The following is a 13,112-nucleotide window of genomic DNA, read 5'->3' as shown; positions in this document are numbered from 1 at the left end:
GCAAGAGTGGGCAGCTTGCCCGGTGCTGCCTTATCTCGCTTCCTTATTATTCAGCAATCTGTCTAGCATTGCCCGCGCGTTGATGAAGCTTTTCAGGTTGTCGTAGTCGTGAGAGTTGTACTCGATTCTACTTACCCCATAAAAAAACGTGGCAAGCGAGTCGAACATGTCCGCCGCCAGGGGCACCTTCTGATTCAGCTCTTTCTCGGGGACCTCAAACCAGAGCCCATCCTTGCGAACGGCCACCCAGAAAGTCGCTGTTTTGCCATCTCTCACCAGGGTCTCGAACTCCTCCAGAGTTTGCGTAATCCTGTCTGCCATATATAAGTCCGGTGTTTCTTACCAAAAGCAATTTCAGGGAAGATAATTATTTCGATTTCAGGAACATTTATAGAAAAACACTGAATTTTAAATCAGTATTAATCTGCGAGGTAAGGCTGAAACTGCTGCCGGCAGAGTAGCAGGGGGCTACAGCAGATATATGGCCCAATTAAGAGAGCAGCTCCGGTGTGCCGCCATTTGAAACAAAGACAGGAAAGGTACGCGATAAGCCTTAAAAACGGATGCGTCGGCAGCCCAGGCGCGAAAACCCTGTGATGCTGCGTGAGGCAGCACTGTCGGCCAGGGGAGCACGCCGGGTGCTTGCACGCCCATCCACCTTGTGGTGGCAGGCATCACCAACGGCACTCCCTGGAAAAAGCGGGTGGCCCTGACCAGGCCCTACGTGAAGCAGGGGAAGAAGAAATACGTGATGGCGGCCATGCGGGGCGGGAACGCATTCATCGTGCGCCTGGAAGAATTCCTCTACAAAAGAGAGCAGCAGCTTGCAGACCAGATAACGCATGAAGGAACTGAATGACTTCGAGTACCCGAGGGAGCTCCAGCCGGAATTTGAGAAAGCCAGGAGCCTGGAGTGGCTTCCCATCGCCTACCTGATCTCGACCGCCCTTGCCATGCACCTGATCACAGGCCATGAAGACCGCCTGGTTCGAAGACATCCTCAGCCTTACCCCGTCCGTTTCGTCTCTGATTGCCTCCGGGGTTTTCCACAAGCCCCCGAACAGGGCTACCACAGGGTCGTGAGCATTGCCTACCTGTGCAGCGCGCTGGCGCTTTTCTCCGTCGGCGCTTTCCTGGTGTTCGACTCCGCCATGTCCCTTGTCAGCGCAGAGCATGCCACCATCGGGACGGTGGTCGTTTTCGTGCAGCAGATATGGCTGGGCTACCTGATGATCGCGGCGCTGCTGTGGGCACTTTCCCGGCGATTGTCCTTGGGCGCAAAAAGCTCCAGCTCGCCACCAAACTCCACGAGAAGAACCTCTATACGGATGCCAAGATGAACAAGGCCGACTGGATGACTGCCGCCGCGGCCGTTTTCGGCGTGCTCGGCATCGGCTGGTGGTGGGCAGATGCCGTAGCCGCGCTTGTCATATCACTGGACATCGTACACGACGGCTACACCAACCTGCGGCAGGCAGCCTTTGATGTGATGGACCAGGTGCCCAAGGCCGTGAACAACCAGGAGACGGACCCGCTGCTGGAGGAGATAAAGAAGATGCTCTGCAGCCATGCCTGGATCAGCGGCTTCGCCCTGCTCATGCGCGAGAACGGGCACCTCTACCTGGGGGAGGGCTTCGTTGTCCCGGCGCAGGAGGAGAACCTGACGCAGCTCATAGAAGATGCCTCGCGCGAGGTGCAAAAGCTGGACTGGCGGATACAGGAGTTCATCATCATGCCCGTTAAATAGTTGCCTCAGAAGGAGAAAGTCTGACCGGGCAGAAACAAGTACGGGTCGGGCCGCAACACACGGCTGTAGCTGGTGAAATGTGCTTTGCAGCGTCGTAGGAATATTCCAAAGGGCATTATACATGAATATAAATGTCATACCGGCGTCTCTTTCCTGCTGAGCTGCTGCTGTAGCAGTTGCCTGTTTTAGTCTCTATAGCAACAGGCACACTTATAAATTCACTACGGGCGATGGAGCCCAGGCAAGCTGCGTGTGACATATGGGCGATGGCGACATCAATACCAAAGTGTGGTGGGAGCAGTAGGCTGCATTTTGCGATAAAATTTGTATTATAGCCGTGCAGGCTTCTTAATGCGCCTTGCATGCCATAACCGGAAAGCAGCAATCATACATCCGTTATCCATATGTCACAGAAAAGAAGAACTTTCCTGAAATCGCTGGGCCTGGCTGGCCTGGCCGGCTTCACCTTCAGTGTAAATGACCTGCAGGCGGCCCCTGAAGCGGCGGCAAAAGCCGGAGGCGTTTCTGCCGTACGCCTCAGCGGGAAAGTGCTGTCGCAGGGCAGAGGCGTTCCGGGCGTTGCCGTAACCGACGGCATGAACGTGACGCTGACAGACGCCAAAGGCAGTTATGCGCTGGAAAGCAATGCCACGGCGGAGTTTGTCTATATCTCCGTGCCGCGCGGCTATGCCTTCGAAAATGAAAACGGCATTGCCCGGTTCTACCAAAGCATAGCCCCGGCACGCGGTAAATTCAGGGCTGATTTTGAGCTCAGCAAACTGGCGCAGGACGACACCAGGCATAATTTCGTGGTGTGGGCCGACCCGCAGATAATCTCGGAGGAGGACGCCCAACTTTTGAAAACCGTCTCCGCCCCGGACACAAAGCAGCTGGTCGGCAGCTACGGCGATGGGGCCCTGTTTCATGGCATAGGCTGCGGGGACCTGGTATGGGACAAGTTTGAGCTCTTCGAAGACTACCAGCAGGCGGTCGCCACTACGGGCATCCCGTTCTTCCAGGTGCTCGGCAACCACGACATGGACGTGGAAGTGCGCACCGACGACTTGTCGGGCCAGACATTCAAAAAGCTTTTCGGGCCGACCTATTATTCCTTTAACAGGGGCGAGGTGCATTACGTGGTGCTGGACGATGTGTTCTTCGTCGGGCAGTCCAAGAAGTACATTGGCTACCTGACGGAGCGGCAACTGGCGTGGCTGGAGCAGGACCTGGCGCATGTGAAGCCCGGCAGCACCGTGGTTGTGTCGCTGCATATACCGGCCTACACCAAGCAGCATGAGCGTGAACAGGCAGAGGAGCCGATGGGCGGCGTGGTGTCTAACAGAGAGGAGCTTTATCGCCTGCTGGAGCCATACAAGGCCCATATCATGTCGGGGCACACGCACTTCAACGAGAAACTTGTGGCGGGCGACAACAGGATAGAGCACGTACACGGCACCGTATGCGGCGCCTGGTGGACGGGCCCCATCTGCTTCGACGGCACGCCGGGCGGCTATGGGGTATATGAGGTGAACGGCGGCGACCTGCAGTGGTATCATAAGTCGGTGGGGCACGACAGAACGCACCAGATGCGCCTCTACCCGGTGGGCGCCGTGAAAGAAAGGCCCGAGCACATGGCCGTGAACGTGTGGAACTGGGACCCTGCCTGGAAGGTGGAGTGGTTTGAGGACGGACGGCGCATGGGAGAGATGCAGCGCGGCGCGGCCCTCGACCCCCTTTCGGTGGAGTTGCATCAGGGAGCGGCCAAGCCTGCCAAGCACAAGTGGGTGGAGCCACAACTCACCGACCATATGTTCTTCGCCAGGCTGTCGGACGCTGCCGAGCGTGTCACGGTGCAGGTCACTGACCGGTTCAACAACATATACAAAGAGGAGGTGGACAGAAAAGAACTCAGCCGCCTGTAGGTTATATATTAATCACCGTGATGTAAGGGAAAGCGGCATTCGGGCTGTCCTGCCATACGGGAAAGCCGGTAACTTCCTGTTTCAAAGCCAGCGATGTTTATGCTCCCTTACCCCGGCGCGGCCATATAGCCAGCGCGTCAGGCTACCTACAGCCGCCCCATATATAGCCGGGGCTGCTGTACGGGTATATATAGCCGGGGCTGCTGTACGGGTATATATAGCCGGGGCTGCTGTACGGGTATATATGGCCTGGGCCGCGCGGAATGACACGGTGCGCCTATACCTACAGATATCGGGAGAGCGGGCGGCACCTCTGCCGGTATCCTTCCGGAGGGAACTGCCCAGACCGCAGCAGGAAGCCAGTCAGCAGCGCTGCCCTCCGGTTGCGGGAATGCGAACATATTGTTACATTCGTTTGATGAGACTTCCCTCCATGAGATATAATGGCCGCAAAGTGTTTTTTCTGCTGCTGGCAGGTGTGGCGGCTTCGTGCAGCCCCAACCCCTATGCGGCCACCAACAGGCTGCACCGGAAGCAGATGAAAGCCTATGCCCAAGAACTACAGACCTATCCCACACCTACCCCCGGGCAGCAGGCAACACCGCAGGGCAATTACTGGGCGGGCACTACAAATTTCAGCATGCGGCGGCCCAACCTCGTCATCATCCACCACACTGAGCAGGACTCCACCGGCCAGACCCTACAGACCTTCACCAGACCAGAAACCCAGGTAAGCGCCCACTACGTCATCGGGAAAGACGGCAAGGTGTACCACATGCTGCACGACTATATGCGCGCCTGGCACGCCGGCACCGGCAAGTGGGGGAATGATACCGACCTGAATTCCTCCTCCATCGGCATCGAACTGGACAACAATGGCGCCGAGCCTTTCGCGGAGGCGCAGATCAACAGCCTGCTGCAGGTGCTGGCGTCGCTGAAGGAAACCTACAAAATCCCGGCGGCCAACTTCATCGGCCACTCCGACATCGCGCCCGTCCGCAAAGTGGACCCGAGCGCGTATTTCCCCTGGAAGCGGCTGGCGGAGGAGGGCTACGGGCTGTGGTACGACGAGGGCGTGCTGGAGGACTATATAGCCTATACCGCTGATTCTGCACGAGGCACTGCCGCTTCCATTTCGCCCACGACAGCTTTTGCCCCAGACAGCACCGCCGCACCAGGCCATATACCCATCGCTGACAGCGCCACGGCGGAGGAGCCGCGGTTTTACCCGGAGCATTTCGACCCGAAGGAGGCGCTCCGCATCATCGGGTACGATACGCAGGACATGGGGGCCGCCATCCGGGCGTTTAAGCTGCACTTCATTCAGACAGACACCACCGCGGTGCTGACGGAGCCTGATAAAATTGTGCTGTTCAACCTCTATAAAAAATACCTGTAGATGAAGGCTGCCAAACTCGTCCTAATATGTACGCCTTCCTCCACAGCCAGGCTATATATGAAGAGGCCCGGCAACGGCTGTTCCGGAGCATCGCCTGCTTTAAGCAAGGGCTCGTCAGGCCGGAGCTGTTCCGCAGTTGCTGGCATTTCCCGGTGTTCAGCACGTCTCAGCATGCGCTGTGCGCGTACTTGCAGGAGCAGCGGGTGTTGATTTCCAGCTTCCGGTACCCGACGCCCGCCAATGAGCCCGTTACGCGCATTGTCCTGATCAGCCTGCACTCCCCCGAAGACCTGCACCGCCTCCTGGACCTGGTAAACAGCTGCGCACCTGTGTAGCCTGGAGATCGTCTCTCGCCGGTCGAATCCATATATAGCCACTTATCATTCGTTTTGATTTTATATATACCGTTACACTATGCAGCAAGCCGCTGAACACACCCCTCTCATCACGAACGATGCCGTTGTACTGGGCATCCTGGTCCTTATCCTGGCCCTGATTTTCAAGACCGCCTCCAGCAAGCGCCCCTTCTTCCGGAAATTTTATGCCGTGGTGCCCTCGCTGCTCCTGTGCTACCTCCTGCCCAGCCTGCTCAACTCCCTGGGCGTCATCTCCGGCGAGCAGTCCGGGCTGTACCAGATGGCCTCGCGCTACCTGCTTCCCGCCAGTTTGGTGCTGTTCACCATCAGCCTCGACCTGAAAGAGATATGGAAGCTGCGCCACAAAGCGGGGTTGATGTTTATCACCGGAACCATCGGGATCTTGCTGGGCGGGCCGCTGGCCATCCTGATTGTGTCTTCTTTTGCGCCGGAGATTGTAGGCGGCGAGGGGGGCGATGCCGTGTGGCGGGGCCTGAGCACCATCGCCGGAAGCTGGATTGGCGGCGGCGCCAACCAACTGGCCATGTACGAGGTTTTCCAGCCCAACCCCGACCTTTTCTCGGCCGTGATAGCAGTGGACGTGATCGTGGCCAATATCTGGATGGCGGTGCTGCTGTACGGTGCCGGCAAATCAGACAGGATAGACAAATATTTCAAGGCTGATAACACCGCGGTGAATGATCTAAAGGAGAAAGTGGAGGCCTACCGGCTGGGCATCATGCGCATTCCAACTCTGACCGATACCGTGCAGATTGTGGGCGTGGGGCTGGGCGTGACGGGGGCGGCACACTTCCTGGCTGATATTATTGCGCCCTGGGTCAGCACGCATGCGCCCTACCTCGAGCAGTTCAGCCTGACGTCGGGCTTTTTCTGGCTGGTGGTGCTGGCCACTTCCTTCGGCATTCTGCTGTCCTTTACCCAGGCGCGCCAGTTGGAGGGTGCGGGCGCCTCGCGCATCGGCAGCCTGTTTTTATATATCATGGTGGCCACCATCGGGATGCAGATGGATGTGACGGCAATTTTCAGCAACCCGGGCCTGTTTCTGGTGGGCTTTATCTGGATCATGCTGCACATGCTGCTGTTGCTCATCGTAGCCAAGCTTATCAAAGCGCCTTTTTTCTTTCTGGCGGTGGGCAGCCAGGCCAATGTGGGCGGGGCGGCATCCGCGCCGATTGTGGCGGCGGCATTTCATCCGGCCCTGGCGCCGGTTGGGGTGCTGCTGGCTATTTTCGGCTACGCCATCGGCACCTACGCAGGCTATATCAGCGCCCTGCTGATGCAGATGGTGGCGCCGTAGGCGGCAGGATTGGACTACAGGCTGTACCTGTTTATATATATGAAATACATGCACAAGGCATCAAAATGGATATAGGTAAGTTCAATTGAGTTAGCCGAGGTAGGACAAGAAGGAACTTCGAACAGAATCAGAACCTTATACAAGCTGAACCCAACGCCATATATAACGCCATATGATCAGGCTCCCGACTCTCGTGCAGAAATTCCCCTTCTTGCTGCTGGCCCTGCTGATGTCCTGCACCGCCGGGCGAACCACCTTACCAACATCTCCAGACGACATGATGCTCCAGCCCCACTTAGACGCCGTTCGCCAGCAATATGCCCCTGACAAGCGCACCGCACTGTTTCAGGTGGAGGCGCACGGCCATGTGCTTGCCGGGGAAACCAACCTGCCGGAGGCCAAAGAAGCGCTGCTGGACCGGCTGCAGGCGGCGAACATCCCGTTTCAGGACAGCATCCAGGTGCTGCCTGCGCCTGATCTGGCCAGCAGGAACCGGGCTCTCGTTACCATATCGGTGGCTAACCTGCGCACGCAGCCCAGGCACGCGGCGGAACTGGCCACGCAGGCCACGCTCGGCACCCCCCTGAAAGTCTGGAAAAAGGACGGAAGCTGGTACCTGGTGCAGACGCCCGATGCCTACCTGGCCTGGGTAGACGCGGGCGGAATCTCACTATTCGATGAAGCAGGTTTTAACGACTGGCAGGAGCAGCCGAAGGTGCTGTACACCGAGCCCTATGGCTTTGCCTATGCCGCAGCCGATGCCGGGGGAGCCACCGTTTCGGACCTGGTATATGGCGACGTGCTGGTGCTGAAAGGCCAACAGCAGGATTTTTTCGAAGTAGTCTTCCCGGATGGGCGCTCCGGCTATATACCAACCGGAAGCAGCGTTATATATGAGGATTGGCTGGCCAAACGGCAGCCGACAGCGGAGAATCTGGTGCAGGCAAGCCGGCGCCTGCTGGGGGTGCCTTACCTGTGGGGCGGCACCTCGTTTAAAGGAGTGGATTGCAGCGGCTTCACCAAGACCATCTATTTCATGAACGGGCTGGTGCTGCCGCGCGACGCCTCGCAGCAAATCCATATAGGTGAACTGGTGGATACTTCAACTGGCTGGGAGCAACTGCGCCCCGGCGACCTGCTGTTTTTCGGGGTGCCTGCCACAGAAGGGAAGCCGGAGCGGGTGGTGCATGTGGGCATGTGGATTGGCGGCGACATGGAGTTTATCCATGCCTCCGGCCGTGTGCGCATCAGCAGCATGAACCCCGCTGCGGCGAATTACGACGCATCCGAGCGGGAGCGTTTTCTGCGCGCCAAACGCATCCGGCCCCAGGACGCCCTGCTGGACCTGCGCACCGCGGCGCTGTATGAGTAGTTTTTATATATAGCAAGCAAGAATAAGAGGGTAAACGCTCAATACAGGATAGCATATTCACATTCGAACAACGCTTCAGCTTTTAATAGGTGTTATGTGTCTCACGTCTTACTTCTTGTGTCTCATTTAATGGAAGAAGAGGTAGGCGATAAAGATAGCGGCAATCACCCCGGCGAGGTCCGCCAGCAGGCCGCATGCCAGCGCGTACCGCGTTTTGCGTATGCCGACGGAGCCGAAGTATACTGCCAGGATATAGAACGTGGTTTCGGTGGAGCCCTGGATGGTAGCAGCCAGTTTCCCGACAAAGGAGTCTACGCCGTAGGTGGTCATGGCTTCCACCATCATGCCACGGGCGCCGCTGCCGCTCAGTGGTTTCATAAAGGCAACCGGCAGGGCCGGTACAAAGTCCGTATTTATTCCCATCAGCCCAATCAGGTATCCCAGGCCGTCCACCAGCATCTCGAGCGCACCGGAAGCCCGGAACACGCCGATGGCCACCAGAATAGCCACCAGATACGGAATGATGGAGATGGCCACGGAAAATCCTTCCTTCGCCCCCTCAATAAATGCCTCGTACACATTCACCTTCCTGATCAGCGCCAGTGCAATAAATGAAATGATGATGGAGAACAGGATAACATTGCTGGCCACAGTCGAGATAACCCCAATCTCCTCCTGCGTAATGGTGCTGAAATAATAGATCAGGGCGCCGATGAGCAGCAGCAGGGTACCCAGGTAAGCCACAATCACCGGATTGAGCAGGTTGATGCGCTGGTAAATAGATACGGCTACGAGCCCGGTCATGGTGGAGAAAAAGGTGGCCAGCAGGATGGGGATGAAGATATCGGAGGGGTCGGCGGCCCCCAATTGTGCCCGGAACACCATAATGCTGATGGGGATGATGGTGAGGCCCGAGGTGTTGAGCACCAGGAACATGATCTGTGCGTTGGAAGCGGAGTCTTTGTCGGGGTTCAGCTCGTGCATCTCCTTCATGGCCTTTAGCCCAAGGGGCGTGGCGGCGTTGTCGAGGCCCAGCATGTTGGCCGAAAAGTTCATGAGGATGGAGCCGAACACTGGGTGGTTTTTGGGTATCTCCGGGAAGAGGCGGTTGAAAAACGGCCCCACCAGCCGCGCGAAGATAGCGACGATGCCGCCGCGTTCGCCCACCTTCATCAGGCCCAGCCAGAGCGTCATCACGCCGGTCAGGCCGAGCGAGATCTCGAAGCCGAGCTTGGCGTTCTCGAACGTGCTGGCGACGAGTTTCTGAAAAATCTCGATGTTTCCGAAAAAGACGAGCTGAAACAGGGCGATGCAGAACGCGATCAGGAAAAAGCCAGCCCACAGGTAATTTAAAACCATGCAAAAAAGGTTGGTATATGGAATGAGCCTGTAAGATACAAAGGCGGCTGTCATAAAAAAACGCCGGCGCAGCATTTGGCCGCTCCCGCCACCGGGTTTCGGTTCTGCTGCGCAGGAGGCGACACCCTACATCACCAGCCCATGCAAAAGCTCCGGTTTTTCCCGTGCCATGTCATATATAAACCCGTTCACGATGGCGTACCGCACTTGTCCCCCGGCGTCCCGCAGCACAAAATTGGCATCGCTGTAGAGGTTAAGCTCATGGTCCACGTTGCGGGTGAGGGTGGTCACGTTAAGCGGCAGCTCCAGGGTGTTGACATTGGCGGGGGAGAGCTGGCTGACCCGCACGGTGGTGTAGCCCTCCGCCAGCAGCTCCCGCGCACGCTCGGGTGTCAGGGCCCCCACGCTTTTAAAAGCCTCGCCATATACCTTGCCCGGCACCAGTGTCAGGCCCTCGCCGTTTACCTCCTCGTAGCCAAAGGCCTCCTGCATGTCGCCTTTTTCCTGCACGCTGCTGCGGTAATAGAACCCTTGTTCGTTGGATGCGCGGATTTCATCCATCATAATCCCGACGTCCAGCAGCACATCCCGGTCATGGTCTTTGTAGCGCACGTTCCGCACCACCACATCGTACAGGTTGCGTTCGTTTTCGGGAATGGCGTGATAATCCTCCAACTCATAGTCTCTATAGCTTTTCTCCGCAATCAGGTGCAGCGCCGACACGATTGTGGCAAACATGAGCCGCCGGATGTGCTGTTTCTCCGGGTCGCCTTTATAGCCGCCTGCCTCTATCAGAATCACGCTTGTTCCCCATTTCTGGATGTTGTCGCCGAAGGCCCGGGGCTCGTGGGCATCCGAATACTTGGCCACCTGCCCCGGAATCAGTTGCTGCAGCTGTTTGTTCATGCCCACGATGGTTTGCATGGCCCGCCTGCGCACCTTGTTCACCGTCTGCTCGTGGTCAAAAGCCGGGGCCAGAAACGAGATGGTGGCCGGTTTTGGGGTGTTGCCCGCGGCATAGTAGCGGCTCTGGTCGTGCAGGTTAAACCCGAAGTCAGGGTCCAGGCTGTCGCGCAGGCTTTTGAGCAGGCAGGCCTCCGGCGACTGCAGGCGCAGCGCGTCGCGGTTCAGGTCGATGTCAAGCGCGTTCCGGCGCCTGAATTTTTCCGCGCCGTCCGGGTTCAGCATCGGCACCATATATAGTGTGGTTTTCTCCAGTATCTGGTTGCGGACGGAGTCCAACTCGCCGGGGTGCTGCAGGAAGTTAATCAGGTCAAAAAGTGCCATGGTGGCCGTCGGCTCATCGCCGTGCATCTGCGACCAGAGCATCACCTTGGTTTTTCCGGTTCCGGCTTTCACCAAGTAGATGTCCCGCCCTTCCACCGATTGCCCGACAACCCGCACATCGAACAGCGAATCCTCTTTGAGATCCTCCAGGAGCGGCACAATGTTTTCGTGCTTGAAGCGGCGGTGCTCTATAGCGGGCTCTTTGTAGGCGGGGTGCTTCTGGAACGCTTGTTGCGCTACGTCAGGGATAGGGGCAGGGCGGTGCGCTGTTTTAGTTTTGCACTGCACTAGAAGAAGTGTCATGAGGAGGAGTATGAGAAGGTTGCTTTTCTGCATGTGGCCACGTTTTATTCGGCTGTTTGTACGGCAATTTATGAAAGTCGCCCATGGTAATGCAGGAGCGGGGCCACTTTTTATGGGCGAGAATCCCACCCTGGCTCTTAAAGCCTGGAGCTGTGTGCATGAACCTTGATTGCCTTTCAGGACGCGAAGGGCGCAAACTCCGGGTGCAGCTCAGGTAAAGGGTATTGATGACTTAAATTATCCGGCGGCAAAGCCTGAGATATCATGGGCTTCGTATACATGCTTCGGCTCCGCCGCCGTTATAGAGGTGGCTACTTTGTCAGAACAGCACATTCTGTTGCTTTGTAGGGGATGAAGCAGCATGGCGCAGAAGCCTTCCTGCGCTGCGGGTTATCGCCCGGCATAAAGTTGTAAGGCATATAAATTTGACCTAAAATAAACTGTTTATGGTAACCACCACACTGATAGATACATTTTTAGACACCAAAGAAAAGAAGATTGCCTATTTCCAGAACCTGGTTCTGGTGGCGATAGCCGACCGGTATATAGACGAGGCGGAGAGCGACTTTCTGCTGACGATCGGCGAACAGCTGAATCTGTCGGAGGAAGACACACTGCCGATTACGGACAACCTGGCGTCTCTCTCATTTGTTATTCCGGAGGACGGGATGCAGAAAATGCTGGAACTGCAGACACTGGTGATGATGGTGCTGCAGGATGGCGAGGTAGAAGAAAGGGAGTACAACCTGTGCCTGGAATATACGCACCAGATCGGCTACAGCAAGGAAACGCTTGACCGGCTCATCTCCAAGCTTGCAAACGAGCAGGGTTAGGCGGCTATATAGGCCAATCGCGCTGTAAACCCCCACTTCGGCCACCGAAAGCGGGGCGCGTTTGAAGGCTATAAAATACAGCTGGGCTGCCGGAAGCATGTTTCCGGCAGCCCAGTGCTTTTTCCTCCACTGCCTTCTGAAGTCTCCGCGACGCCTGCGGCTTTTTCCGGTCAGCTGCATCAGTCATACTTGTTAGGAATTATTTGCTGCTAGCCGCCAGCCGTGCTAGAGCTCGTCCAGCGGCGGCACCCGCAGTTCTGCTATTGGCCAGTTGGCGCGTTTGGCCCCGGCCTGGTAGCAGCTTTCCAGAAATTCCAGCAGGGCCTGGCGCGGGTTTTCGAGCTGCCGCATTTCCTCGTAGTTCAGCACGGCCATCGGGCTCCCGTTCGAGTCTACCCACAAGGCCTGGGCAGGCTGGAGCGGCTCTTTGTCCAGCCCCTCCGGCGAGGGAAAGGTATAGGAGTAAAACGCCGGGAACCGGACCTGGTCGTCGCCGGGCCAGAAGCCGAAGCTGATCACCTCGTGCGAGTAGGCATCCTTCTCCACCGTGCTGGCCTCGGGCCTAACTGGCACTTTTTTCCCGGAGAAGCGCGTCATGGTCAGGTCCAGGTGGTGCCAGTAGAGGTGTACGGGACAAGCTTTGCCGTAAAAGCGGCCGCTGAACTCCTTCAGCGCCTGATCCACCGTGACCAGCACACGCCAGTAACTGTTCACCTGCTCCGGCTGGTAGGAGGCGTGCGTGTGGTCCTGGGCAAAGGGGATTTTGCTCTTGTTGTCGTAAGGCTTTGGGAGAATCTCCACATGAATCCCCAGCACCTCCAGCGCTTTCATCACCTGCATATAAAACGTCGACACGCTCAGGCCATCCTGCAGCACAATGCTCTCGGAGGCACCCGTGCTGGTGCGGATATGGAACTGATGCTCCACGAAATCAAACTCAAGCTCGAACGTGTAAAATTTATAGGGGATGGGGCCGGTGCCGAGGCCGCGGCTGGTCACGTACAGGGTGATGTTCCACCAGTGGTTGCGGCGCGGCATCAGTTGGAGCCTGATCTTGCCCGCAATCTGCAGGTACAGGTGCAGCGTGTCTTTCGTCGGCTCCCAGGCCTCCAGCGGCAAGGGCGGGAATGCGTACGCCGCTTCTTCGGGAATGTGGGTTTTTTCCATGGTTTTCTGTTTTTTCCTGAGCCTATATATAAAGGTATCACTTTACTGG

Annotated in this window: 13 protein-coding genes; 9 read left to right on the top strand and 4 right to left on the bottom strand. The window is 57.2% G+C overall.

The features are described 5' to 3' along the window. Positions 1-30: 30 nt before the first annotated feature. A complete protein-coding gene (locus tag GSQ62_RS03565) occupies positions 31-321 on the bottom strand; it encodes a hypothetical protein (protein WP_161888234.1) in 291 nt (96 codons plus the stop codon). A 340-nt stretch (positions 322-661) separates the two neighbouring features. Here GSQ62_RS03565 and GSQ62_RS03560 point away from each other — a divergent pair, with 340 nt between their 5' ends. The 8 genes from GSQ62_RS03560 (at position 662) to GSQ62_RS03525 (ending at position 8,114) form a co-directional block, all read left to right on the top strand. Next, positions 662-859: a hypothetical protein gene (locus GSQ62_RS03560; RefSeq protein ID WP_161888233.1), complete on the top strand. Its 198-nt coding sequence runs from the start codon at positions 662-664 to the stop codon at positions 857-859. Further along, entirely contained in the window at positions 843-1,340 is a 498-nt protein-coding gene (locus GSQ62_RS03555) for a hypothetical protein (protein ID WP_161888232.1), read from the top strand. The genes GSQ62_RS03560 and GSQ62_RS03555 overlap by 17 nt, the downstream gene beginning before the upstream one ends. Beyond that, positions 1,337-1,747: a cation diffusion facilitator family transporter gene (locus tag GSQ62_RS03550; protein ID WP_161888231.1), complete on the top strand. Its 411-nt coding sequence runs from the start codon at positions 1,337-1,339 to the stop codon at positions 1,745-1,747. Before GSQ62_RS03555 ends, GSQ62_RS03550 begins: the two co-directional genes overlap by 4 nt. Positions 1,748-2,151: 404 nt before the next feature. Then, entirely contained in the window at positions 2,152-3,669 is a 1,518-nt protein-coding gene (locus GSQ62_RS03545; RefSeq protein WP_161888230.1) for a calcineurin-like phosphoesterase C-terminal domain-containing protein, read from the top strand. A gap of 433 nt (positions 3,670-4,102) precedes the next feature. Then, on the top strand, positions 4,103-5,068 hold the full coding sequence (locus GSQ62_RS03540) for an N-acetylmuramoyl-L-alanine amidase (protein ID WP_161888229.1): 966 nt from the start codon (positions 4,103-4,105) through the stop codon (positions 5,066-5,068). 26 nt (positions 5,069-5,094) lie between these two features. After that, positions 5,095-5,403 carry a PLP-dependent aminotransferase family protein gene (locus tag GSQ62_RS03535; protein ID WP_161888228.1) on the top strand — a complete coding sequence of 103 codons (309 nt, stop codon included), beginning with the start codon at positions 5,095-5,097 and terminating at the stop codon, positions 5,401-5,403. A 79-nt stretch (positions 5,404-5,482) separates the two neighbouring features. After that, on the top strand, positions 5,483-6,742 hold the full coding sequence (locus GSQ62_RS03530) for a DUF819 family protein (protein WP_161888227.1): 1,260 nt from the start codon (positions 5,483-5,485) through the stop codon (positions 6,740-6,742). A gap of 172 nt (positions 6,743-6,914) precedes the next feature. Further along, positions 6,915-8,114 (top strand): C40 family peptidase, encoded by a 1,200-nt coding sequence (locus GSQ62_RS03525; protein ID WP_161888226.1) that lies wholly within the window; start codon positions 6,915-6,917, stop codon positions 8,112-8,114. Positions 8,115-8,240: 126 nt separating this feature from the next. Here the strand turns inward: GSQ62_RS03525 and GSQ62_RS03520 are convergent, their stop codons facing one another. Beyond that, entirely contained in the window at positions 8,241-9,473 is a 1,233-nt protein-coding gene (locus GSQ62_RS03520; protein WP_161888225.1) for a nucleoside recognition domain-containing protein, read from the bottom strand. Between the two features lie 126 nt (positions 9,474-9,599). After that, complete coding sequence (locus GSQ62_RS03515; RefSeq protein ID WP_237586952.1) at positions 9,600-11,063, bottom strand: M14 family metallopeptidase; 1,464 nt, start codon at positions 11,061-11,063, stop codon at positions 9,600-9,602. A gap of 446 nt (positions 11,064-11,509) precedes the next feature. On the opposite strand from GSQ62_RS03515, the gene GSQ62_RS03510 reads away from it, so the two are divergent. Next, the gene (locus tag GSQ62_RS03510) at positions 11,510-11,896 is read left to right on the top strand and encodes a hypothetical protein (RefSeq protein ID WP_161888223.1); all 387 of its coding nucleotides are present in this window, start codon (positions 11,510-11,512) and stop codon (positions 11,894-11,896) included. 225 nt (positions 11,897-12,121) lie between these two features. Here the strand turns inward: GSQ62_RS03510 and GSQ62_RS03505 are convergent, their stop codons facing one another. Then, on the bottom strand, positions 12,122-13,063 hold the full coding sequence (locus tag GSQ62_RS03505; protein WP_161888222.1) for a DUF5996 family protein: 942 nt from the start codon (positions 13,061-13,063) through the stop codon (positions 12,122-12,124). Positions 13,064-13,112 lie beyond the last annotated feature (49 nt).

This window comes from Pontibacter russatus, from assembly GCF_009931655.1.
Lineage (GTDB): Bacteria > Bacteroidota > Bacteroidia > Cytophagales > Hymenobacteraceae > Pontibacter > Pontibacter russatus.
The sequence above is the reverse complement of the archived record's forward strand: the minus strand, read 5'-3'. Positions and strand labels throughout refer to the sequence as shown.